General features: G+C 65.2%; 20 protein-coding genes and 2 tRNA genes. 15 read left to right on the forward strand and 7 right to left on the reverse strand.

All coding sequences use genetic code 11. The features are described from left to right. Positions 1-3: 3 nt before the first annotated feature. The 6 genes from denD to AB5Y50_RS08215 all read left to right on the forward strand — a co-directional run bounded on the left by denD (position 4) and on the right by AB5Y50_RS08215 (position 8485). Complete coding sequence (gene denD / locus AB5Y50_RS08190) at positions 4-978, forward strand: D-erythronate dehydrogenase (protein ID WP_223929660.1); 975 nt, start codon at positions 4-6, stop codon at positions 976-978. Beyond that, positions 975-2480, forward strand: a complete 1506-nt coding sequence (locus tag AB5Y50_RS08195) for a GntP family permease (RefSeq protein ID WP_010673294.1) — start codon at positions 975-977, stop codon at positions 2478-2480. Before denD ends, AB5Y50_RS08195 begins: the two co-directional genes overlap by 4 nt. A gap of 90 nt (positions 2481-2570) precedes the next feature. Then, a complete protein-coding gene (locus AB5Y50_RS08200; protein ID WP_010673293.1) occupies positions 2571-3461 on the forward strand; it encodes a DMT family transporter in 891 nt (296 codons plus the stop codon). A gap of 59 nt (positions 3462-3520) precedes the next feature. Further along, entirely contained in the window at positions 3521-5458 is a 1938-nt protein-coding gene (locus tag AB5Y50_RS08205) for a methyl-accepting chemotaxis protein (protein ID WP_010673292.1), read from the forward strand. A gap of 681 nt (positions 5459-6139) precedes the next feature. Next, entirely contained in the window at positions 6140-7540 is a 1401-nt protein-coding gene (locus AB5Y50_RS08210) for an OprD family outer membrane porin (protein ID WP_368162616.1), read from the forward strand. A 114-nt stretch (positions 7541-7654) separates the two neighbouring features. Further along, the gene (locus AB5Y50_RS08215; RefSeq protein WP_010673290.1) at positions 7655-8485 is read left to right on the forward strand and encodes an SDR family oxidoreductase; all 831 of its coding nucleotides are present in this window, start codon (positions 7655-7657) and stop codon (positions 8483-8485) included. Between the two features lie 81 nt (positions 8486-8566). Here AB5Y50_RS08215 and AB5Y50_RS08220 read toward each other — a convergent pair whose 3' ends face one another. Next, complete coding sequence (locus AB5Y50_RS08220) at positions 8567-8899, reverse strand: DUF1904 family protein (protein ID WP_010673289.1); 333 nt, start codon at positions 8897-8899, stop codon at positions 8567-8569. Between the two features lie 70 nt (positions 8900-8969). Between AB5Y50_RS08220 and AB5Y50_RS08225 the strand changes: the two genes are divergently transcribed. The 6 genes from AB5Y50_RS08225 to AB5Y50_RS08250 all read left to right on the forward strand — a co-directional run bounded on the left by AB5Y50_RS08225 (position 8970) and on the right by AB5Y50_RS08250 (position 14687). Continuing rightward, positions 8970-9857, forward strand: coding sequence for a TraB/GumN family protein (locus AB5Y50_RS08225; RefSeq protein ID WP_041214639.1), 888 nt, complete (start codon positions 8970-8972; stop codon positions 9855-9857). 155 nt (positions 9858-10012) lie between these two features. Continuing rightward, entirely contained in the window at positions 10013-10162 is a 150-nt protein-coding gene (locus AB5Y50_RS08230) for a DUF3149 domain-containing protein (RefSeq protein ID WP_010673287.1), read from the forward strand. A 115-nt stretch (positions 10163-10277) separates the two neighbouring features. Further along, positions 10278-10859: a DNA endonuclease SmrA gene (smrA, locus tag AB5Y50_RS08235; protein WP_010673286.1), complete on the forward strand. Its 582-nt coding sequence runs from the start codon at positions 10278-10280 to the stop codon at positions 10857-10859. A 106-nt stretch (positions 10860-10965) separates the two neighbouring features. After that, a complete protein-coding gene (locus AB5Y50_RS08240) occupies positions 10966-12444 on the forward strand; it encodes a carboxypeptidase M32 (protein WP_010673285.1) in 1479 nt (492 codons plus the stop codon). Positions 12445-12705: 261 nt separating this feature from the next. Beyond that, positions 12706-14214: a DNA-3-methyladenine glycosylase 2 gene (locus tag AB5Y50_RS08245; RefSeq protein WP_010673284.1), complete on the forward strand. Its 1509-nt coding sequence runs from the start codon at positions 12706-12708 to the stop codon at positions 14212-14214. Next, a complete protein-coding gene (locus tag AB5Y50_RS08250; protein WP_010673283.1) occupies positions 14211-14687 on the forward strand; it encodes a methylated-DNA--[protein]-cysteine S-methyltransferase in 477 nt (158 codons plus the stop codon). Before AB5Y50_RS08245 ends, AB5Y50_RS08250 begins: the two co-directional genes overlap by 4 nt. 22 nt (positions 14688-14709) lie before the next feature. Here AB5Y50_RS08250 and AB5Y50_RS08255 read toward each other — a convergent pair whose 3' ends face one another. The 6 genes from AB5Y50_RS08255 to AB5Y50_RS08280 all read right to left on the reverse strand — a co-directional run bounded on the left by AB5Y50_RS08255 (position 14710) and on the right by AB5Y50_RS08280 (position 19968). Beyond that, positions 14710-15375: a class I SAM-dependent methyltransferase gene (locus AB5Y50_RS08255; protein ID WP_010673282.1), complete on the reverse strand. Its 666-nt coding sequence runs from the start codon at positions 15373-15375 to the stop codon at positions 14710-14712. A 111-nt stretch (positions 15376-15486) separates the two neighbouring features. Beyond that, positions 15487-15744 carry a DUF1272 domain-containing protein gene (locus tag AB5Y50_RS08260; protein WP_010673281.1) on the reverse strand — a complete coding sequence of 86 codons (258 nt, stop codon included), beginning with the start codon at positions 15742-15744 and terminating at the stop codon, positions 15487-15489. A 43-nt stretch (positions 15745-15787) separates the two neighbouring features. Further along, positions 15788-16117 carry a DHCW motif cupin fold protein gene (locus tag AB5Y50_RS08265; protein ID WP_010673280.1) on the reverse strand — a complete coding sequence of 110 codons (330 nt, stop codon included), beginning with the start codon at positions 16115-16117 and terminating at the stop codon, positions 15788-15790. 117 nt (positions 16118-16234) lie between these two features. Next, the gene (locus AB5Y50_RS08270; RefSeq protein ID WP_029313887.1) at positions 16235-18097 is read right to left on the reverse strand and encodes a U32 family peptidase; all 1863 of its coding nucleotides are present in this window, start codon (positions 18095-18097) and stop codon (positions 16235-16237) included. Between the two features lie 177 nt (positions 18098-18274). Then, a complete protein-coding gene (locus tag AB5Y50_RS08275) occupies positions 18275-18886 on the reverse strand; it encodes a LysE family translocator (RefSeq protein WP_010673278.1) in 612 nt (203 codons plus the stop codon). Positions 18887-19014: 128 nt separating this feature from the next. After that, entirely contained in the window at positions 19015-19968 is a 954-nt protein-coding gene (locus AB5Y50_RS08280; protein ID WP_010673277.1) for a LysR family transcriptional regulator, read from the reverse strand. Between the two features lie 200 nt (positions 19969-20168). On the opposite strand from AB5Y50_RS08280, the gene AB5Y50_RS08285 reads away from it, so the two are divergent. The 3 genes from AB5Y50_RS08285 (at position 20169) to AB5Y50_RS08295 (ending at position 21692) form a co-directional block, all read left to right on the forward strand. Continuing rightward, positions 20169-21257 carry a ketoacyl-ACP synthase III gene (locus tag AB5Y50_RS08285; protein ID WP_010673276.1) on the forward strand — a complete coding sequence of 363 codons (1089 nt, stop codon included), beginning with the start codon at positions 20169-20171 and terminating at the stop codon, positions 21255-21257. A gap of 223 nt (positions 21258-21480) precedes the next feature. Beyond that, positions 21481-21565 (forward strand) — tRNA-Tyr (locus tag AB5Y50_RS08290). Positions 21566-21607: 42 nt separating this feature from the next. Then, a tRNA-Tyr gene (locus tag AB5Y50_RS08295) sits at positions 21608-21692 on the forward strand. The last annotated feature ends 4 nt before the right edge of the window (positions 21693-21696 follow it).

Below are 21696 nucleotides of genomic sequence, written 5' to 3' on the forward strand. Positions count from 1 at the left end.
AACATGAACGAGTCTGAGGATAACAAGATGCAGATCATCATCACCGGCGGCGGTGGCTTCCTGGGCCAGAAACTGGCCCGGGCCCTGCTGCAAGGCCCCCACCCCTTCACCGAGCTGCTGCTGGTGGACATCCAGCAGCCGCAATCCCCCCTGCCGGACCCCAGGGTTCGCTGTCTGCGGGCCGACCTCACCGAACCCGGTGTCGCCGAGTCCCTCATCAGCGAGCGGACCGCCGTGGTCTACCACCTGGCGGCCATCGTCAGCAGCCACGCGGAGCAGGACTTCGATCTCGGCTGGCAGGTCAACCTGGACACCACCCGCACCCTGCTGGAGGCGTGCCGCCATGCCCGGCCGGGCATCCGCTTCGTCTTCACCAGCTCGCTCGCCGTCTATGGCGGCCCGCTGCCGGAGCTGGTGAATGACGGTACCGCCCTGACCCCAACCTCCTCCTACGGCGCCCAGAAGGCCATGGGGGAACTGCTGGTCAACGACTACAGCCGCAAGGGCTTCGTCGACGGTCTGGTATTGCGCCTGCCCACCATCTGCGTGCGGCCGGGCAAGCCGAACCGCGCCGCCTCCTCCTTTGTCAGCAGCATCATCCGCGAGCCGCTGCAAGGGGAGAGCGCCATCTGCCCGGTGAGCCCGGATCTGCGCCTCTGGCTCTCCAGCCCCGCCACCGTGGTCGCGAACTTCCTGCTGGCGGCCAGACTTCCCGCCACCGGTGACGCCCGCAGCATCAACCTGCCCGGCATCAGCGTGACCGTCGGCGAAATGCTGGAGGCCCTCGCACGGGTCGGTGGCCAGGCGGCCCGGGATCGGGTGCAGTTTGCCGCCGATCCGGCCATCGAGCGCATCGTGGCGAGCTGGCCGGGACGCATCGACAACCAGCGAGCCAGCGCCCTCGGCTTCGCGGCAGACAGGACGTTTGCCGACATCATCGACAGTTTCATCACCCATGACATGCAGGAGGCATCATGAGCGACATCCCAACCCCCATCATCGGTCTCATCATCGCGGTCTTCGTGCTGGTGTTCCTGGTCATCCGCACCCGGGTGCACGCCCTGATCGCCATGCTGGCGGCGGCCTGCATCGCCGGGATCACCGGCGGCATGAGCATCGACAAGACCCTCACCGTGATCACCCAGGGCTTTGGCTCCACCCTCGGCAGCATCGGCATCGTCATCGGCCTCGGGGTCATGATGGGTCGCCTGCTTGAGGTCTCCGGCGCCGCCGAACAGATCGCCTACAGCTTCATCAAGTGGCTCGGCAAGCGCCGCGAGGAGTGGGCACTGGCCATCACGGGCTACATCGTCAGCATCCCCATCTTCGTGGATTCCGCCTTCGTCATCCTCTATCCGGTGGCCAAGGCGCTGGCAAAAAGTGGCAAGCGCTCCCTGCTCACCTTGGGGGTGGCGCTCGCGGGCGGCCTGGTGGTAACCCACCATACCGTGCCGCCGACCCCGGGCCCGCTGGGGGTTGCCGGCCTGTTTGGCGTGGACATCGGCGCCATGCTGCTGACCGGCATGGCCCTGGCCATCCCCTGCGTGCTCGGCATCGTCTTCTACGCCCAGTGGCTCGACAAGAAGTACCCCGAGTTCGGTGCCCAGGCCGCCCAGACCCCGGACGAGCTGCAAGCCACCTATGAGCAGTACCTCAAGGAGAAGGAGGGCAAGACCCTGCCGAGCCTGACCCTGTCGCTGCTGCCGATCCTGGTGCCCATCGTGCTAATCTTCGTCAAGGCCATCTTCACCACTCTGGCCACCCTGGAGGGCATGGACGGGCTGATGGCGAACCCCCTGGTGCAGGGCATCAACTTCATCGGCACCCCCATCATCGCGCTGGCCATCAGCGTGCTGCTGGCGGTCTATACCCTGGTCCCGCACATGGACAGGCACGCCACCGCCGCCCGCCTGGAAGAGGGGTTGCAATCCGCCGGCATCATCTTGCTGGTGACCGGTGCCGGTGGGGCGCTGGGGGCTGTGCTGCGCGACAGTGGCGCAGGCCAGCAACTGGCCGAGCAGATCGCCCAATTGCCCATCTCCCCCATCCTGATCCCCTTCATCGTGGCGACTCTGGTGCGCCTCATCCAGGGGTCCGGCACCGTGGCCATGGTGACGGCGGCCTCCATCTCCGCCCCCATCCTGGCGCAGATCCCCGGGGTCAACATGCTGCTGGCCGCCCAGGCCGCCACCATGGGGTCGCTCTTCTTCGGTTACTTCAACGACAGCCTGTTCTGGGTGGTCAACCGCATGATGGGGATCTCCGACGTCAAGCAGCAGATGATCGTCTGGTCCATCCCGACCACCATCGCCTGGGCCATCGGCGGCACCGGCGTCGCCCTGCTGAACCTGCTGTTCGGCTCCGGCGGCACCTGGTTCGACCCCGTGCTGCCGCTGCTGGTGCTGGCCCTCATCGTCTGGTACGTCAAGGGGCAGTCCCTGGCTCCGGCGGCAGGGGCCGTCCCGAGCCGGGAGTCATAACCCGCACCGTCACGGCAACGCTGTGTGACGAGGGCCAGTCTGCTAGACTGGCCCTCTTTTTCGTTCATTCATCTTGCAAAGGAGTGTTGGATGCCTGCGTCTTCCTGGTGGGACAAGTCCACCGGTTTTGCCCTGCTCACCATCTTGTTGTGGGCCTCCCTCGCCGCGCTCACCTCCCGGATCACCAGCGTCTCGCCGCTCGTGCTGGTGGGGCTGGTGCTGCTGTTCTGCGGGGCGGGCACCCTGCCATTCTGGCGCCAGTGGCGCGCCAGCCCCCTCACCTGGCTGGTGACCATCACCGCCCTGCTGCTCTATCACCTGCTGCTGTTCACAAGCTTTCGCCACGCCCCCGTGCTGGAGGCAAACCTCATCAACTACCTGTGGCCGCTGTGCATCATCCTGTTCACCCCCTTGCTGCTGCCGGGTCATCCCCTGAGCCTGCACCATCTGCTGGCCGGGGCCCTGGGTCTCGCGGGATCGGTGCTGGTGATGGTCGATGGTCACCTGCAGTTGCAACAGGCCCATCTGCCCGGCTACCTGCTGGCCCTCGGCGCCGCCATCGTCTGGGGCGCCTATTCCGTGCTCTCCCGCCGCCTGCCTCCCGCTCCCGCCGTGGTCACGGCCGCCGCCTGCCTGCCCGCAGGGCTCCTGGCCCTGCTGCTGGCATGGATGCTGGAAGGCCCCTTGCCATTCGCCCGGATCCCCCAGGGGGACTGGCTGCTCATCGCCGGGCTCGCCCTCGGCCCCATGGGGGCGGCCTTCGTCACCTGGTATCTGGCGCTGCGGGACGGGGATCCGCGCCGCATCGGCGCGCTCGCCTACCTCACTCCCTTGCTGAGCACCCTGCTGCTGGTCTGGCTCAACGGCGAGGCGCTCACCCCGCGCCATCTGCTGGCGGGGGGGCTCATCATGGGCGGCGCCCTGCTCGGCCTGCTGGTGAAAAGCCCAAATCAACGGGAGCTGGCACGGCCACTGTCATAAAAACGCCATCAGACCTGATTAAGCTCGCGCCCATTGCGTGATTCAAGCAGGAATCTGATGTGAAAATTGCCCATTTTGCCTCCCTCTCTTCCCTCGTCTTGCTGCTGGTGGCCGGTGTCCAGGCCACCGCGCTCTATCATGGCTGGCAACAATTCAACCACTCGGCCCAGGCCCAGCGTCTGCAGGAGCGCCTGCAACAGCAACTGAGCGGTCCGCTGCAGGGGGCGCTTCGCGACTATCTCGGCAGCGGGGATCCCCTGCTGCTGGCCCAGGCCCAGGGAGTGCGCCAGCAGGCGCTGGCGCTGTTGTCCCGCCTGGAGGATCCCCAGACCCAGCCGCTAAACGCCCGGCTTGAGCAGATGAAAACCCGCATTGACGGCGACTATCTGGCGGCGGGCAAGCTCTCCGGCAACAGCCAGTGGTTGCTGCAAAATGCCGAGAACGAGTTGACCACCCAGGCCAAAGCCTTGCTCCGTTACGGCCAGCAGGGAGCAGCCGCCGGGCGGGATCCGGCCCTTGCCGAGCAGTATCGCCAGGGGGCGGCCGACATCCTGACCGCCCTCCCCTCCCTCGCCCACCAGCGCCAGAACTACATGGAGCAGGCGAGTGCCAAGCGTCTCGAAGGGCTGCAATTCGAGCTGGCTGCCCTGCAAAAGCAGGCCGACTCCCTGGCCGCCCTGCCGAGCCTGGCACTTTTCGAGGAGGCACCGGCCGACGAATTCACCCTGGGAGAGCCGATACGCAAGGAGCTCGGGGATCAGCCCAAAGCCGAGCTGACCTCCCTGCTCAAGCGCTATCCCCAGGAGCTGGAAAACAGCCGCAAGGCGCTGCAACAGCAGCAGGCTGCTCGTCAGATGGTGCAGCAGGACATCACCCAGCTGCTGCAAGCGGGGGAGCAATTGGGTGAGCAACTCGCCGCCGCCCGTCAGACCATGAACCGGGAGCTGGCCACCGTGCTCGGCATGCTGGCGCTCTGCCTGGTCGTGGTGGCCCTGCTGTTCGCCCTGGTGCAGCGTCGCTGGCTGGTCAGGCCCCTGCTGCAACTGCGGGCAGCCTTCCTGCAGCTCGACGCCACGGGTCAGGCCCAGCTCCTGACCCCGGGGCGCGAGCGCAACGAACTGGCGGACATCGTCGCGAGCTACAACCGCCTGATACAGCGCCTGCAACAGGATCAGCAGCAGAAGGCGGGGCAGCTCTCCAGCGTCTCTTCCAGCCTGCAGGAGATGGTGGAGCAGGTGCAGGAGATCCATCACAGCACCCGCACCACGGAGCAGGCGGTGGATGAGAGCGACACCATGATGCAGGAGCTCAACCAGCTCGCCAGCGAGGTGCACCAGGTCGCCGCCGAAATCGCCCAGCACGCCCAGCACAATGAACACTCCATGAGCCAGAGCGAGCGGCTGGTAGGGGGCATGCTGACGGCTACCGCCCAGACCGGGCTCGCCATCGACGAGAGCAGCGGCGCCCTGGCCCAGCTGACCCGCTCGGTGGAGGACGTGACTGCCATCGTCGACGTCATCGGCCATATCTCCCAGCAGACCAACCTGCTGGCCCTCAACGCCGCCATCGAGGCGGCCAGGGCCGGGGAGCAGGGACGCGGCTTCGCGGTGGTAGCCGACGAGGTGCGCCACCTCTCCGCCGACACCCAGCGCTCCCTCGGCCAGATCACCGAGATCCTGGCCAGCCTCACCCAGGCGGGGGATCAGCTCGCCACCGTGCTGGCCCGCATCACCGCAGAGGCCGCCGAGCAGCGCCAGCAGGCGGAGCAGCTGCGCCAGACCACCCTGACGGTGCGGGAGATGGCGCGCAGCACCGCCGTCATCGCCCTGCAAGGGGCCGACAATGCCAAGAGTCAGGAGCACAGGCTGGCGAGCTTCGCCGCCCTCATCGGTCGCATCAGCCAGCACGCCCGCCAGGGCAGCCGCCTCTCGGTACAGGTCTCGGAGCACATCCACCACCAGGCCCAGCAGATCCCCCGGATCCTGAGCCAGAGCTGATAACCCCCGGGCCTGGAACGCACCAGACCCGGGGCGCGTTCCCTGTCTACCTGCCCGCAGTACGGCCTTGCCGCAACCCTTCCCCTGATACTCCCGTCACGTCTTCACGGGCGATGACGGGTTGCCTCATCCATTCAGTCACAGGCTCCCTCACCCCTTTCACATCTCTGGTCCCCCTGTCTGTCGGGGCGACGGCTCACGCTCACGACAGTGGGCATCCGGCCGGGCCCATCTTTTTTTGTGATACAAAATTATATGTTGCCACCGGGTTAACAAAGAAAGTTCTGCCTTGACGGCAAGATCTGCGCAGGAGAACGGTGAAATCACCATGAAAGCGTTGTCATTGCCGACATGAGTGGCCTGGGAGTGCCCACACCAAGAATCATGATTATTTGCACTCGGTCATATTTTTGAAACTTGCCGGGAACTTTACATTGATATTTCGCACCGCGAACGTACTCTTGGTGATGTCAGATCGCCAAGGATCGACAGCCAAAAAATAACGACTGTAACGATGCAGATAGCCCCGACCGATGCGCCAAGGCATCAGGCACAAGGGCACGACAGAGAACCATTTTTTTGCCCTTCGGGGTGTTGATTGCAATGCCAATACCGAGCGGCGGGTGCCTACCCGGCTGCCGGATAAAAAAGCTAAGTCCATAAAATCAGGAGCAATAACAAATGGAAAAAGTGATCTTCAAGCGCGCCGCGTTGAGTGCTGCCGTGGTCGCGGCACTGGTCGCCCCCGGCATGGCGTTCGCCGCTCAAGACATGATGAGCCCGGAATACGGCAAGTCCTACAGCGCCTTCATCGACGAAGGCAAGCTCACCGGTGGCCTGTTCTACTTCCAGCGTGAGCGTGATCGCGTCCAGGCCGGTCCGGGTCAGGATGGCAAATACCACTCCAACCTGAGCCATGCCACCACCCAGGCAGCCCTGAACTTCAACTCCGGCTATGCATGGGGTGTGGTCGGCGTCGACGTGGGCGGCTTCGGTGCCTACGATCTGGCCGTTGACGAGAGCAATGGCGTCAACGAAGAGAACGAGTTCTCCTTCTGGGGCGACAAGTGGGGTTCAGGTGGTGACGGCGTTCCCGAGAACGGCTTCAGCCTCTCCAACGCCGCCCTGAAATTCAAGTTCGGTGACGCCGTCACCGCCAAGGGTGGTTACACCCAGCTCTATGTACCCGGCATCCTCGGCGTCAACTGGTCCTATCAACCCGGTACCTACCGTGGTGGCCAGATCGAAGGCACCTTCGGCGGCCTCTACCTGACCTACGCCATCGCCGACGAGTACAAAGCTCCCTGGTTCAAGAACACCACCGGCTTCTCCAAGAGCAGCCCCTATGCCAGCGATCCCTTCACCGATGCGAACAAGATCGACTACATCCACGGTCTGGCCGCTCGCTACACCTTCGAGAACGGCACTGCCGTCACCGCCGGCTTCGGTCAGTCCGAAGGCTACATGGACAGCTACCACTTCAAGCTGGCCCACAAGTTCGACGTACTGGGTGGCCTGAACACCAGCTACCAGTTCTACGGTTCCGACACCGAGAACAGCGACTATGACAGCCTGGCCTGGCAACAAGCCCTGACCGCCAGCTGGGCAGCCGGCCCCTATGGCTTCCGTCTGGAAGGCCTGTGGACCAAGGCTGAAGGGGATCTGGGCAACTACCTGCCCCGTCTGACCCGCGGCTACGGCAACTCCCAGGGCGCGAACGAAATCTGGTGGGATTCCCGCTCCGACTGGAACCACAACGACGAGAAAGCCCTGTTCTTCGGCGTGACTCGTTCCCTGGATGATCTGGTGGGTGCACCGGGCTGGGGCGTGGGTGTCTCCGGTGCCTACGGCTGGGATGCCAACAACGGCGACAAGTCCCTGGAAGGCGGCAAAGAGTGGGCAGCCAACTTCGACGTCATGTACACAGTGCAGGACGGCAAGCTGAAGGGCACCCTGTTCAAGCTGCACTACACCGACTACAACAACGAACAGGACGACAAGGGCAGCTGGTACTACCCGAACATGTTCAGCTCCGAGCATGACGTCAAGTTCCACATCATCATGCCGTTCACCATCATGTAATCAGGCATCTGACGTGACCGAAAACCGGGCCTCTGGCCCGGTTTTGTTTTTGGTGGCACCACGCTACCATGCCAGCTTCGGGCCACCTGCCGGCCGTCAATCAGGACCATGCTCATGCCCCATCCCTTCGTGCTCGTCACCGGCTGCTCCAGCGGCATCGGCCTCGCCGCCGCAAGAAAGCTCGGCGCCCGGGGCTTCACCGTCATCGCTTCCGCCCGCAAGGGCGAGGATGTGGCCCTGCTGCAGCAGCAGGGTCTGTTGGCGGTGCAACTGGATCTGGCGGACAGCGCCAGCATAGAGCGAGGGGCGGCAGAGGCGCTGGCCCTGGCAGAAGGGCGCCTCTACGGCCTCTTCAACAACGGCGCCTACGGCCAGCCCGGTGCGCTGGAAGATCTGCCCACCGAGGCGCTGCGCGAGCAGTTCGAGACCAACCTCTTTGGCTGGCATCACCTCATTCGCCAGATATTGCCCCCCATGCTGGCGGCAGGCGAGGGGCGCATCGTACAGAACAGCTCGGTGCTTGGCCTGGTGGCCATGAAGTATCGTGGCGCCTACAACGCCAGCAAGTTCGCGCTGGAAGGCTATACCGATACCCTGCGCCTGGAACTCGCGGGCAGCGGCGTGCACGTCAGCCTGATCGAACCCGGCCCCATCGACACCCGGTTTCGCGCCAATGCCCGGGAGGCCTTCCTGCGCCACATAGACCCGAGCGCGAGCCGCCATCAGGACGCCTATGCCCAGACGCTGGCCAGGCTGGAGCGTGAAGGGGGTGCCCGGGGCTTTACCCTGCCAAGCGAGGCCTGCATCCCGCCGTTACTGCATGCGCTCACGAGCAAGCGTCCCAGGCACCGCTACCCGGTCACCTTCCCGACCAAATTGTTTACCGTGCTGCGCCGCCTGCTGCCAAGCCGCTGGCTTGACAAGCTGCTGATCAAATCCGCCTGATAAAGGGAGCCCGGACGGCAGGGGCCCTCGGCGGGCCTCCTCTTGACATGCACCTGTCTTAGCAACGATACCCGCTCAATCTCAATAGTGCTGGCCGTTGCTGTAGTAGTGACTCTTGACGATGGGCAGCACCTGCACCACCACATAGGTCTGCTCCCCCAGCACCCCTTTCAGGTGGCGGGTGATGAGGGCGGCGGCGGCATCCTGCATCTCCTGCGGTCGCTCGAACCAGACCAGCTCCACGAAGGGGAAACCGGCTTCGGGCTGGCCATCTCGTACCCACTGGCTCGGCACGCACTCCAGGGTGACGAACTCCGGCTTGCCACCGGTCAGGGCGCAGAGATCCGTCATCAGGGGGGCGCTTATCCGCTGCAGGGTGTCGACAGAAACTGCCCGAAAACGAAGGTGGGGCATGGGAAACCTCTTGGCTGTGACAAATGAGGACTTATCATAGAGCACTCATCCAGCTCACATAAGGTGCCTCATGAGATTCCATCCCACGCTGCTCTCCTTCCTGCTCTGCCTGCTGCTGCCGCTCCATGCCATGGCCGATCCGGCCTTCTACCGCATCAACAAGGGCAACGAACAGCACTGGCTGCTGGGGTCCATCCATGCGGGCAAACCCTCTCTCTATCCCCTGCCGGACCCGGTGGAGCGCGCCTGGCAGCAGAGCCGCGCCCTGGTGATGGAGGTGGATATGACCCACATCAGCCAGGAGCAGTGGCAGGAGATGGGCGCCATCACCCGGCTCGTCGACGGCAAGACCCTCAAGGATCACCTGCCCATCGACCTCTACCGTCGCACCCTCATCGCCGCGGGCCAGAACGGTCTGAACGAGAGCATGCTGGCCCCGCTGCGTCCCTGGTTTGCGGCCATTACCCTGACCCAGGCGGCCCTGGAGCGCACCGGCTATCGCGGTGAATACGGTGTCGACCAGCACTTCGCCAAGCGGGCGAACGACGGCGGCAAACCCATCGTCGGGCTGGAGACCCTGCTGGAGCAGCTCGGCTATCTCGCGAGCGTCGGCGACAACCAGACCCTGATGCTGGAGAGCACCCTGGACGAGCTGCCCGACATCCAGCAGGGGTTCGACGCCGTGATGACCGCCTGGCAGAACGGGGACGAGGCCACCCTCATCAATCTGCTCAGGGAGGAGATGGCGCCGCCCAAGCTGCAAGCCTGGCTGGAACAGACCCTGCTGGCAGAGCGCAACCGCAACTGGGTCAAGAAGTGGCCCAGCCTGCCGAACGAGAGCTTTATCGTGGTAGGGGCCCTGCATCTTTACGGCGAGCATGGGCTGCTCGCCCTGCTGGAGCAGCAGGGCTGGCGCATCACGCCCCTCACCGAACCGACCCTGGAGAAAGCAAAGTAGCGTCCAGTCCGGCGACCTGACGCGCCGGATGCGTGTCGGCTCACAGAATTTGCTGCCGATTAAATAACCAGAGAGGGAGTTGATCGAGATCATCCCCTCCCTCCTGAAGAGGTATCTATCATGCCTGTCACCGCCCAGTGACAGGAGTGAACGAGATGGAATTCTGGATGAACCTGATGTTCGGCAACAGCGTGGGGCTGATGTCCATGCTGGTGATTTTCGGCACCTTCCTGCTCATCAGCGCCTATGCGGTCTATTTCATCTACAAGGTGATGCACGCAGAGCCGCCCAAAGAGGGGCAATAACCAGGCTCGCTCAGACCGCCCTCCCCGGCAGGGCCGGGGCCCGCGAGCGTTGCCATTCTAAGGCCCACCAAGGCCCGCTATACTGGCTCCCTCATTTTCATGCGGGGAGCCTGCCGTGTCTCATAACGACGAACTCTCACTGTTCCTGCAGGAAGTGGCCGACGTGCGGCCCCTTCGCAGCGACCATATCGCCCCCGTTGCGGGCAACAGCCAGCCCACCGAGGCGCAACTCGCGCGCCGGGAAGCCGCCACCGCCGAACAACTCACCCTGGATCACCTCGGCACGGAAGCAGTCGAGATGCTGGACCCCCACGCCATCGTCGGCTTCAAGCGTGACGGCGTGCAGGAGGGAGTCTACAAGAAGCTGCGCCTTGGCAAATACGAGCTGCAAGGCTCCCTCGACCTGCACCACAAAACGCTCAACGAGGCCCGTATCGCCCTGGTGCAGTTCATTGCCGAATGCGAAGTGCGGGATATCCGCTGCCTGCTGATCCTGCACGGCAAGGGGGAGCGCAGCACCCCGCGTGCCCTGCTCAAGAGCCATGTCAGCGCCTGGCTGCCACAGTTGCCTTCGGTGATGGCCATGCACAGCGCCGAGCGCCGCCACGGCGGCAGCGGTGCGCTCTACGTATTGCTGCGCAAGAGCGAGCGCAAGAAGGCGGAAAACCGCGAACGGCACCAGAAGCGCCTCGGCTGACTGCCTGAGGGTGGCACCAGGGTGGATGGCAGTGCTAGCATCGGGCGGCCCCGATCATGCCAGGTACGGGGTGCATACCATCAGGGACGATAACAAGGACAATCCCATGTCATACCAGAAACTCGAACAACATCAGCAACAACTGCACCGCCTCTCCCACCTCTCCGCCATCTGCGGCTGGGATCAGGCCGCCATGATGCCGGAGGGAGGCAACGAGGCCCGCGCCGAGGCGATGGCGGAGCTCGGCGTGCTGATCCACGGCAAGCGCACCGCCCCCGAGCTTGGGGAGTGGATAGCCAAGGCAGAGAGCGAACCGCTGGACGAGCACCAGCGTGCGAACCTGCGGGAGATCAAGCGCCAGTGGCAGGATGCAAGCCTGCTGCCGGGGGCGCTGGTGGAGGCGCTGTCGCTCGCCGGCAGCAAATGCGAGCACGCCTGGCGTCGCCAGCGCAAGGAGAACGACTGGGCAGGTTTTGCCCCGAACCTCGAGGAGGTGGTGCGCCTGTCGCGGGAGGTGGCGACCTTGCGCGCCGACGCGCTCGGGGTGCGCCCCTATGACGCCATGCTGGCGCTGTACGAGCCCGGCATGACGAGCGCGAGGCTGGATCAGATCTTCGGCGATCTGACGAGCTGGTTGCCCGGCCTCATCCAGACCGTGAGCGAGCGGCAGAAGAGCGACACCCTCCTCACCCCGCAAGGCCCGTTCCCGGTTGCGACGCAGCAGGCGCTCGGCCAGGAGGTGATGGGGCTGCTCGGCTTTGATTTTGCGCACGGCAGGCTCGACGTGAGCAGCCACCCGTTCTGCGGCGGCGTGCCGACGGACGTGCGCATCACCACGCGCTACAACGAGCAGGAGTTCGTCTCCAGCCTGATGGGCATCGTCCACGAGACGGGCCACGCACGCTACGAGCAGGGCCTGCCGCGCGCACTGCTCGGCCAGCCGGTGGCCGAGGCGCGCTCCATGGGCATTCACGAGAGCCAGAGCCTGTTCTGCGAGATGCAACTCGGCCATCACCCCGCGTTCCTCACGCTGATTGCGCCGCGCATTCGCGCGCACTTCGGGGCAGAGGATGCGCTCGCACCCGCGAACCTCGAGAAGCTGTACAACAGGGTCGAGCCCGGCTTTATCCGCGTCGATGCGGACGAAGTCACCTACCCGGCCCACGTCATCCTGCGCTACGAGCTGGAGCGGGACTTGATGGAAGGGCGCATCGAGGTCGCGGACATCCCCGAGCTGTGGGACGCGAAGATGCAGCAGTGGCTCGGCTTGTCCACGAAGGGCAACTACCAGAACGGCTGCATGCAGGACATCCACTGGACGGACGGCTCGTTTGGCTACTTCCCGAGCTACACGCTCGGCGCCATGTACGCGGCGCAGCTGCGCTTCGCACTCGAGCGTGAGCTCGGCGACATGGGCACGCTCGTAGAGTCCGGCCGCCTGCCGGAGATCTTTGGCTGGCTCGGTCGCCATATCTGGTCCCAGGGCAGCCTGCACGGCACGGACGAGCTCATTCGCCGCGCGACCGGTGAGGCACTCAATCCCCAGTGGCTGCGCAAACACCTCGAACAACGCTATCTGAAATAAGCGAGGTTGACCCCCCTCCCAGCCTCCCCCTTCACAAGGGGGAGGAGCTAACCCCGCCCCCGTTCACAGAGGGGAGCTGTTTGTCCCCTCCCCTTACGAAGGGGAGGGTTAGGGTGGGGTCCTGCCCCCCTAACCTTACAAAGGGAGGACTGGGATTCCTCGGATCGCACTATTTTTGCTATCCCTGTCCGTTTTTGGCTAGTCACCCCTCTCGCCCCCGCTTAGTCTCTGGGACATGCCCACAGCAACCCGAGCCATGCCATGACCACAGAGCCCCCGCATTCATCCCAACGAGACGAGATCATCCCGGGTCTCACCCGGGAGCAGTGCCACGCCGCACGCCTCGCGCGAGACGCGCGTTTCGATGGTCGCTTCTTCACCGGGGTGCTCTCCACCGGCATCTATTGCCGCCCCGTGTGTCCGGCGCGGGCACCGCACGAGCACAATGTGCGCTATTTTCGCTTCGCGGCGGCGGCGGAGCAGCACGGGCTGCGCCCCTGCCTGCGCTGTCGCCCCGAGCTCGCACCGGCCCAGAGCGGCGATCTGCCACCGCTCGTCGCCCAGGTGCTGGCGCGCATCGAGCGCGGCGAGCTGGCGGAGCACAGCCTGGGCTCCCTTGCAACGCAGGCCGGGATCACGGAGCGCACCCTGAGGCGCCAGTTCGAGCAACACCTCGGCGCCTCGCCGAAACAGGTGGAGCAGACGCGCCGCCTGCTGCTTGCGAAACGGCTGCTGACGGAGACGCGCCTGCCCATCACGGACGTGGCGTTTGCCGCAGGCTTTGCGAGCATTCGTCGCTTCAACGACGCCTGGCTGCAGGCGTATGGCATGACACCGGGCGCCCTGCGCAAGCAGGAAGGGGGGACTGGCGAGGCGGCGCCGCAATCGAGCCTGCAACTGCACCTGCTGTATCGCCCGCCGTTCGACGTCCAGGCCATGCTCGCGTTCTACCGGTTGCGCGCCATTCCGGGGCTGGAGCGGGTGGATGAGCACGGTTACGAGCGCCGTCACCGGGTCGGCGAGCAGGAGGGGCTCATCCGCATCGAGCCCGTCGAGGGGGAGAGGCTCAGACTCACGGTGCGGGATCTGCCGCCGAGTGCGCTGCCGGACATACTGTACCGCGTGCGCCGCATGTGGGATCTCGACGCCGACATGAGCCGCATCGGCGAACACCTGGGGCAGGATCCGCTGCTCGCCGGCATCCAGGGACGATGGCCCGGGGTGCGGCTGCCGGGGGGGTGGGATGAATACGAGGTGATGCTGCGCGCCATCGTCGGCCAGCAGGTGTCGGTCAAGGGTGCCATCACCATCATGGGGCGCCTGGTGGCGCGCACCCAGGCTCAGTTCGGCACCGCGCAGCTGCCCACCCCGACCCAGCTGTGCGAGCTGGATCTCGACGGCATCGGCATGCCGGGCAGCCGCATCCGCACGCTGCAAGGGCTTGCCTCGGCGCTCGCAAGCGGCGCACTCACCCTGGGCAGCGCGAGCGACGAGCAACTGCTCGCGCTGCCGGGCATAGGCCCCTGGACTGTCGCTTACTGGCGGCTGCGCTGCGGGCTCGACACGGACGCCTTCCCCGCCTCGGATCTCGTGCTGCAAAAGGCGCTGGGGGGCGGTGACAAGCTGCCGATGAAAGAGGTGACAGCGCGCAGCGCCCCCTGGCAGCCGTGGCGCGCCTACGCCGCGAGCTGGCTGTGGCACGCCATGAGTGAACAACCGGCGCTGCTCACCCGGCCAACACAGACACAAGACGAGGAGAAGAGCCCATGATCCGCTATGACATGATGCCCACCGACCAGGGCGAACTGCTGGTCGCCATCGACGAGCGCGGTCTGGTGCACGTGGACTTCCTGGCCGGGCTGCGGCCACTGCCCGACATGAGCGACTGGCGGCAGGACGGCGAGGCGCTCGCCCCCTTCCTCGCCGAGTTTCGGGACTACTTCGCGGGCCGGTTGCAGCGCTTCACCCTGCCGCTCGCCCCCAGGGGCACGGCGTTTCAGCAAGCGGTGTGGCAGGCGCTGTGCGACATCCCCTACGGGGAGACCCGCAGCTACGGCGACATCGCCCGCGCCATCGGCAAGCCAAACGCGGTGCGGGCGGTGGGTGCCGCGAACGGTCGCAATCCGCTCTCCATCATCATCCCCTGCCACCGGGTGATCGGCCAGAATGGCAGCCTCACCGGCTATGCGGGAGGCCTGCCCATCAAGCAGGCACTGCTGACGCTGGAGAGGGCCTCTCGTTGATCCGGCGCAGCCCGGCCAGGGCTCACTGCCGCTGCGCCAGCCAGCCGTGAAACCCCAGCGCCTGAAAGAAGCGGTGCGCCGCCGCGAAACCGGCCCCTTGCAAGAGGCGCCGGGTCTGTCCCTCGTCCAGGGAGGTGAAATCCTCCCCGAGGCGGCGCACCATCTGCTCGCAGGCAGGAAGCGGCAAACCGGCGAGGGCGGCTTGCAACCCCATCGCCTTGCGCTCAAGCGGGTCCGTGGGCGCCATCAGATCCGCCAGCAGCAGGGGAGCGCCAGGATTGAGCTGGCGATAAATATCACCCAATAGCGCGGCTTTGGCATCTTGCGCCAGAAAATGCAGCACCAGCAGACAGAGTGCACCATCGCAAGGCTTATCCAGCACAGGCAATGCGCCCAGGTGCCAACACACCCTCTCCCCCATGCCCGCCTGCTCGGCCCGCATCCTGGCATGGGCCAGCATGTCCGCCGAGATATCCTGGGCCACAAAGGTCCAGCGGGGGCAGAGACGGCCAAGCAGCAGCAACTCGCTGCCCGTGCCCACCCCCACCAGCAGCACACGGGCCTGCTGGCCCAGCGCGGCCATCAGCCGGGAGGCACAAAGCTGGTGCAGCAGCTCGTAGCCTGGCACCAGCAGGGGGATGCGGCTGTCATAGGCCTTCGCCCCTTCTCCTTCGAATCGCTCCGTCATCTTTTGCTCCTTTGGTGTGAGCCCCCTTGATAGGGGTTGCCGCCGGGAGAAGGTCAAGAGCCACAGGGACGAGCCAGTTGCCAGCCCAGCCCTTCCCATGAAGGGAGGGCCCTAGCCCCCCTTGCCCAGCGCCGCTTTCAGGGCCGGATTGAAGACGCGCTGGAGGGAGGCGGGGTTGTTCACCAGCTTGGCCGCCGGGCGGCGCGGGCGCCTGACCAGCTCGCCGCCACAGTTGGGGCAGGTCAGGTGCAGATACTGATCGTTGCACTCGGCGCAGAAGGTGCACTCGAAGGAGCAGATGTAGGCCGTCGCCGTGTCGGCGGGCAGATCCCGGTCACAGCACTCGCAGTTGGGTCTGAGTTCAAGCATGGCAAGTTCCTGATGTACAAGGGGAAGCGGGAAAGAGAGCGGCTCAGTCGACGATAAAGAGGCGAGCGCCCAGTTCGCTATAGGAGCGATGGGGTTCGGCGTTGTCCGCCACCTGGTAGCTCATGCCCGGCGTCAGGGTGAAGACGCGGCCATCCTGCAACTCGGTGTGCAGCTCCCCTTCGAGGCAGAGCAGCACATGGCCCTTGCTGCACCAGTGATCCGCCAGATACCCGGGGGAGTACTCCACCATTCGCACCCGCAGATCCCCGAACTGCCGGGTGTGCCAGCGGGCGACGCCGCGCTCTCCCTTGTGTTCGGTCGTCGGGACCTCGGCCCAGTTCGTGGTGCAAAACGGCAGTGCATGGATGTTCATGACGGATCCTTTGTCAGAAGAAGGCTGGGGGAAGGCGGCTCGCCACGGGATATCCGTGACAAGGCCGCGCCCCATACTGCCATCAAATCCGCTCCAGCCCCATGCCCACACGGGCAATCATCCCCTCTTCAGGCTGCCCATCACCTGCATCTCGCAGCGGTGGCAGTCAAAGCGCAGGCGGAAACTCTCCTTGCCCATCTTGAGCGCCAGGGGCTCGGCCTTGAGACCGGGTACCTCCTTGGGGCAGAGCTGCTGGCTGTAGCGGATGCAGTGCTTCGTTGTCATCAGCACCACTTCCCGCTCCTCCTTGTTCGCCTCATACGCGGGGGCGATGCTCCCCACCCCGTGCTCGCGAAAGAACTGCTCCGCCGCGCTGTTCAGCACGTTGCCCAGATAAGAGAGCCGATGTTGGGGATAAACGGCGCCTCGCAGGGGAATGCGCCGCTCGGGTCGCCGGTAGGCAGCCAGACGGGCCGCCTCCAGGGCGGCAATGCCGTCCCGGCGCAAGCCGTTAAGCTGTGAAGCCGCAATAAACAGCGGCCTCGTTATTGCCAACTCAATCTGGCGAGCCACAAACAGGGTGTTGCCGAGTTTGCCGAGCTGATCCCTGGCCTGCTGCAGCGCCCGTTCCGGGTTGTCGGCCAGCTGCTGGTCGCAGGGGAGCGTAACGGCGGCGCCAATGCCCTGCTCGTCCACAAGTTCGAGCCGCAGTCCCTCGTCGCACTCCGATAGCCGCATATCGACCCGGATGCGGCGATCCGCGCTCCCCTTTTCGAGCTGCTTGCTGAAGGCCTGATCGTGGTTGCGAAAGATCTCGGTGCCCACCTTGAGACCGGGCATGGGTTCCGACAGGAGTAACCGCTTGCTCTGTGCCTTCTCTTCCACTTTATTGAGGCGCATGCCCACCAGCTCGCCCCCCGGCTTGAAGAAGCCGAGGCCATCGCCGTTGTTGAGGGCAACGGCCTGGCCGTCGATCTCGATGCCATCGCGGGTCACGCTGGTGACGCGCCCGAGCGGCTCCCCGACGTATTTCGGGCTGCGCGGCGAGTCGATGCCTGGCTGTCGGCCATGGAGGAAGTAGTCGGTGCTGCCCCGGTTGAAACTCTTCTTGGGATCCGGCGTAAAGGTGTAGCTGCAACGACCGGCGGAAGCGGCCACCAGATCGGGGCGGCTCGCCAGGATGGAGTCCAGCTTCTGGCGATACCAGGCGGTGACGTTCTTGACGTAGTCGAGCCCCTTGAGGCGCCCTTCAATCTTGAAGGAGCGGATCCCTGCGGCGATCAGCGCCTCCAGGTTGTCGGTCTGATCCATGTCTTTCAAGGAGAGCAGGTGGCTGTTTTCCACCAGCACCTCCCCCGCCAGCGTTTGCAGGGAACAGGGCAGTCGACAGAGCTGGGCGCACTCGCCGCGGTTCGCGCTGCGCCCGGTGCGGGCGTGGCTGATGTTGCACTGGCCGCTGTAGGAGACGCACAGGGCACCGTGGATGAAGAACTCCAGCTGCACGCTCGTGGCGGCGCTTATCTCGCGGATCTGCGCAAGGGAGAGCTCGCGGGCCAGCACCACCTGGGAGAAGCCCACGTCCTGCAGAAACTTTACCTTTTCCGGGGTGCGGTTGTCGGTCTGGGTGCTGGCGTGCAGCGCGATGGGGGGCAAATCGAGCGCCAGCAGCCCCATGTCCTGCACGATCAGCGCATCGGCCCCTGCCTCGTAGATCTGGTGGGTCAGGCGCCGGGCCTGCTCCAGCTCGTGGTCGTGCAGCAGGGTATTGAAGGCGACGAAGACCTGGGCGCCGAAGCGGTGGGCATGGCGCGCCAGCGCCTCGATGTCCTCGAGGCTGTTGCCTGCTGCGCTGCGGGCACCGAAGGCGGGGCCGCCCATGTAGACGGCGTCGGCGCCGTGGTTGATGGCCTCGATGCCATAGGCAAGGTTCTTGGCCGGGGCCAGCAACTCCAGGCGGTTGTGATGGTTCTGATCGCGCATAACGTCCGGTTCGAAGGGCTGCAAATGGCCGCCACTCTAGCCAGACTCCCCGCCCCCCGCCTTGATCCCGCTTAAGATCACCGCAGAATGCAGGATTGACCCGGTACAAGGACATCTGGCGGGCCCTCAACCCCCGGCCCTGAGAGAGTGCCGACTACGCAGGCACCCGACGCGGAGCTAGATCACGACCTTGAGGGCCAGCCCCAGCAGCACCAGGCCGCTCACCTTGTCGATCACGGTGGATTTGGCCTTGAGCCAGGCGAGTACGGGCCCGCGAGAGAGCACCAGGGCCACCAGCACATACCAGAGCGCATCGATGCCGCCTGCGGTCAGCATCATGATGCCCCCCTCACGCCAGCCGGTGTCGGCGTGCACGAACTGGCTGAACAGGGCGATAAAGAAGATGGCGAGCTGGGGGTTCAAGAAGGCCACCATAAAGCCCTCGAACGCCCCTTGACGTCCCCGTGGCGGGTGCCCCTCCTCGTTGCCTGCCTCACCCCCTGCGGGCCTGGCCAGCAACGCCTTGATCCCGAGCCAGGCGAGGAACGCCGCGCCGCCGTAGCGGATGAGATCGAACAGCAGCGGGGTCTGGGTGATCAGGATGGCGAGGCCGAGGGCCGTGATCAGCGCATAGATGCCGACTCCCAGGCCGTGTCCCAGCGCCGTGGCGACCCCGTGGCCCTGCCCTCCCTGCACCGTATTGCGGATGATCAGTGCCAGGCTCGGCCCCGGGCTGATGGCCCCCATCACGCAAATGGCGGCCAGCGCCAGCCAACTCGTCAGCTCCATACCTTCTCTTCCTTCGTGTCGATTGTTGTCACCCGGGATCAGGGTAGGGGGTGGCTCGCTATGCCAGAAGTGAAAGTTATGAATAGAGCCCATAGCCAGTGGCTATAGAGTGGCACAACCCGCTGCCATCAGCGGCTCGCCTGCGGCCCTCGGGCCAACTGCTTGCGACTCTCCCCCAGGGTGAATTGCAGGTGATCCCGCAGGAAGGGATAGGCCAGCTCGCGAAACCAGCGGTGAGCCGGATCCAGGTGGTGGCGCTGGTGCCACAGCAGATGATACTGCTGGACACGGGTGGCGAAGGGGAGATCGCAAAAACTCAGGGCATGTTCCCGGGAGAGCTGCCAGGCGATATGGGCCGGGGTGGTCATCAGACAGTCTGTGCGCAGCAGCACCTCCACCGCTGCCTGGAAGAAGGGCACCCGGGCAAACCAGCGGCGGGAGAGCCCGCGGGGGGCCAGCACCTGCTCCACCGGGCTGTCCTTGTCCCCGCCCCCGCTCACCTGCAGGTGGGGCCAGGCGAGGTAATCCTCCAGGCTGAGCGCCATGCCAGAGAGCGGGTGATGGCGCCCCATCAGCACCACCAGCCTGTCCTCCCCCTGATGCAGGCCGCGGATCTGGTCCGGCACCAGCTCCGTGATGGTGGAGACCATGTCCAGCTCCGATTGCCAGAGCTGGGGCAACTGGCGCTTGTCCCACAGGCTGTACTCCAGCGCCGCCCGGGGGGCGGCCCTCGCCAGGGCCGCACAGATGTCCGGCAAGATGTGCTGGGCCACGTAGTCGGAGGAGGCGAGCCGAAACACCCGCTCGCAGCGCTCGGGGGCAAATTCCGGCGCCTCGTAGAGCCGCTCCAGGGCACCGAGGGAATCGGCAAGCTGGGCCGCCAGGGCCTCGGCCCGCGGGGTCAGCAGCCAGCGCTGCCCTTCCCGCACCAGCAGCTCGTCGCCAAACTCGCTGCGAAGCTGGCCGAGCTGCTTGCTGATGGAGGGCTGGCTCAGGTTCAGCAGCTCCGCCGCCCGGCTGATGTTGCGGGTCTCCAGCAGCACCTTGAGGGTGGGCAAGAGATTGAGATTCGCTTTGTGCACAGGAGTCACCTCGGGAAGGGGTCGCCGGGATCGGGCCTTCATCTTACGGCAAGGAGAAGCGGAAATTTAAGCAAAATCACGGTCTTGCTCCCGCCACTCCCCTTACACTGGGGGGACCGCAGGATGACAGTGAACGCCCCGTGCGGCATAATTTCGCCACTTTCCGCCCCAGAGCGGCCATCACGACAAGCGACGACAAGATGACATACGCCACTATCACCGGGTGGGGAAAATGCCTGCCCCCCGCCTCGCTGACCAACGATGACCTCGGCACCATCATGGATACCTCGGACGAGTGGATCTACCCGCGCACCGGCATCAAGGCCCGCCGGGTCTCCCATGTCAGCACCCAGGCGCTCGCCACCCTGGCCGGCCGTCGCGCCCTGGCGTGCGCAGGTCTGGACGCCGCCGCCCTCGATGGCATCATCCTGGCGACCGCCACCCCGGGCACGCTGGTCCCTAATGGTGCCTCCGCCGTGCAGCAGGCTCTCGGCGCCCACAAGGCGGCGGTGTTCGACCTCAACGCCGCCTGCACCGGCTTCGTCTATGCCCTCTCGGTCGCCACCTCCCTGGTGCAGACCGGCATGATGCAAAGGGTGCTGGTGATCGGTGCCGAGCGGCTGACCCAGTTGCTGGACTGGGCCAAGCGCGACACCGCCGTGCTGTTCGGGGATGGCGCCGGCGCCGTCATCATCGAGGCGAGCGAGCAGGAGAGCGGCCTGATTGCCAGCAAGCTCGGTTGTGACAGCGAAGCGCGGGAGATACTGCACGTGCCGAACTTCGGTACGGATCGGGTGCGTTTCGCCGACATTGACGGCCTCTTCACCTTCAACTTCGAGGGGCAGGAGATCTTCAAGCGCGCCGTGCGCGGCATGGGCGAAGCCACCGGCACCGTACTGGCCCAGGCCGGCATCGCCCCCGAGCAGATCGACCTCATCGTGCCGCACCAGGCGAACGTGCGCATCATCGAGACCCTGGCCAAGCGGATGAACGCCCCCATGGAGAAGGTGATGGTCAACATAGAGCAGTACGGCAACACCTCCGCCGCCACCGTGCCCATCGCCCTGTGCGAGGCGCTGGAGCAGGGTCGGGTCAAGCCGAACAGCTACCTGCTGACCGCCGCCTTCGGGGCCGGGCTGACCTGGGGCGCCGCCCTCATCAAGTGGGGAGACCGCGTCACCCCGATCGCGAGTTGCGACGAGGTGCTGCCCCCCTGCGAGCAGAGCGCCCTCGAACTCATCGCCCATGCGGTGCAGGGTTGCCAGCAGGCCCGCCCCGCCGACGCCTGAGCGAGCGCCAGCTCCCCATGATCCGCCAGGAGCCCCGTGGCTCCTGGCAGCCAGCCCCCCTACGTCCCCTCGCCGTTTCGGCAGCGACATAAAAGTCATTGAAAAGTGTGAATTTTGAGCGAAACATATCAAAAAATGACCACTTGACACTTTTTTGTCGTCAGAATGCGGCCAAGGGGTTCACAACCTTGCCGGATCTGGTAGTATGCGGCCTCGCACTTGGGGAGGGGTTCCCGAGCGGCCAAAGGGATCAGACTGTAAATCTGACGGCTCTGCCTTCGAAGGTTCGAATCCTTCTCCCTCCACCATTCAAGTGCGTCAAGTAAGTAAAAATCAGGAAAATACCCCGTGGAGGGGTTCCCGAGCGGCCAAAGGGATCAGACTGTAAATCTGACGGCTCTGCCTTCGAAGGTTCGAATCCTTCTCCCTCCACCATCTT

It is taken from the genome of Aeromonas sp. s6 (assembly GCF_040907815.1).
GTDB lineage: Bacteria > Pseudomonadota > Gammaproteobacteria > Enterobacterales > Aeromonadaceae > Aeromonas > Aeromonas caviae.

What these genes read in the sequence shown, in the direction of transcription:
- denD (WP_223929660.1), top strand. Translation starts at nt 4, where the DNA reads ATGAACGAGTCTGAGGATAACAAGATGCAGATCATCATCACCGGCGGC.
- AB5Y50_RS08195 (WP_010673294.1), top strand. Translation starts at nt 975, where the DNA reads ATGAGCGACATCCCAACCCCCATCATCGGTCTCATCATCGCGGTCTTC.
- AB5Y50_RS08200 (WP_010673293.1), top strand. Translation starts at nt 2,571, where the DNA reads ATGCCTGCGTCTTCCTGGTGGGACAAGTCCACCGGTTTTGCCCTGCTC.
- AB5Y50_RS08210 (WP_368162616.1), top strand. Translation starts at nt 6,140, where the DNA reads ATGGAAAAAGTGATCTTCAAGCGCGCCGCGTTGAGTGCTGCCGTGGTC.
- AB5Y50_RS08215 (WP_010673290.1), top strand. Translation starts at nt 7,655, where the DNA reads ATGCCCCATCCCTTCGTGCTCGTCACCGGCTGCTCCAGCGGCATCGGC.
- AB5Y50_RS08220 (WP_010673289.1), bottom strand. Translation starts at nt 8,899, where the DNA reads ATGCCCCACCTTCGTTTTCGGGCAGTTTCTGTCGACACCCTGCAGCGG.
- AB5Y50_RS08225 (WP_041214639.1), top strand. Translation starts at nt 8,970, where the DNA reads ATGAGATTCCATCCCACGCTGCTCTCCTTCCTGCTCTGCCTGCTGCTG.
- AB5Y50_RS08230 (WP_010673287.1), top strand. Translation starts at nt 10,013, where the DNA reads ATGGAATTCTGGATGAACCTGATGTTCGGCAACAGCGTGGGGCTGATG.
- AB5Y50_RS08240 (WP_010673285.1), top strand. Translation starts at nt 10,966, where the DNA reads ATGTCATACCAGAAACTCGAACAACATCAGCAACAACTGCACCGCCTC.
- AB5Y50_RS08245 (WP_010673284.1), top strand. Translation starts at nt 12,706, where the DNA reads ATGACCACAGAGCCCCCGCATTCATCCCAACGAGACGAGATCATCCCG.
- AB5Y50_RS08250 (WP_010673283.1), top strand. Translation starts at nt 14,211, where the DNA reads ATGATCCGCTATGACATGATGCCCACCGACCAGGGCGAACTGCTGGTC.
- AB5Y50_RS08255 (WP_010673282.1), bottom strand. Translation starts at nt 15,375, where the DNA reads ATGACGGAGCGATTCGAAGGAGAAGGGGCGAAGGCCTATGACAGCCGC.
- AB5Y50_RS08260 (WP_010673281.1), bottom strand. Translation starts at nt 15,744, where the DNA reads ATGCTTGAACTCAGACCCAACTGCGAGTGCTGTGACCGGGATCTGCCC.
- AB5Y50_RS08265 (WP_010673280.1), bottom strand. Translation starts at nt 16,117, where the DNA reads ATGAACATCCATGCACTGCCGTTTTGCACCACGAACTGGGCCGAGGTC.
- AB5Y50_RS08270 (WP_029313887.1), bottom strand. Translation starts at nt 18,097, where the DNA reads ATGCGCGATCAGAACCATCACAACCGCCTGGAGTTGCTGGCCCCGGCC.
- AB5Y50_RS08275 (WP_010673278.1), bottom strand. Translation starts at nt 18,886, where the DNA reads ATGGAGCTGACGAGTTGGCTGGCGCTGGCCGCCATTTGCGTGATGGGG.
- AB5Y50_RS08285 (WP_010673276.1), top strand. Translation starts at nt 20,169, where the DNA reads ATGACATACGCCACTATCACCGGGTGGGGAAAATGCCTGCCCCCCGCC.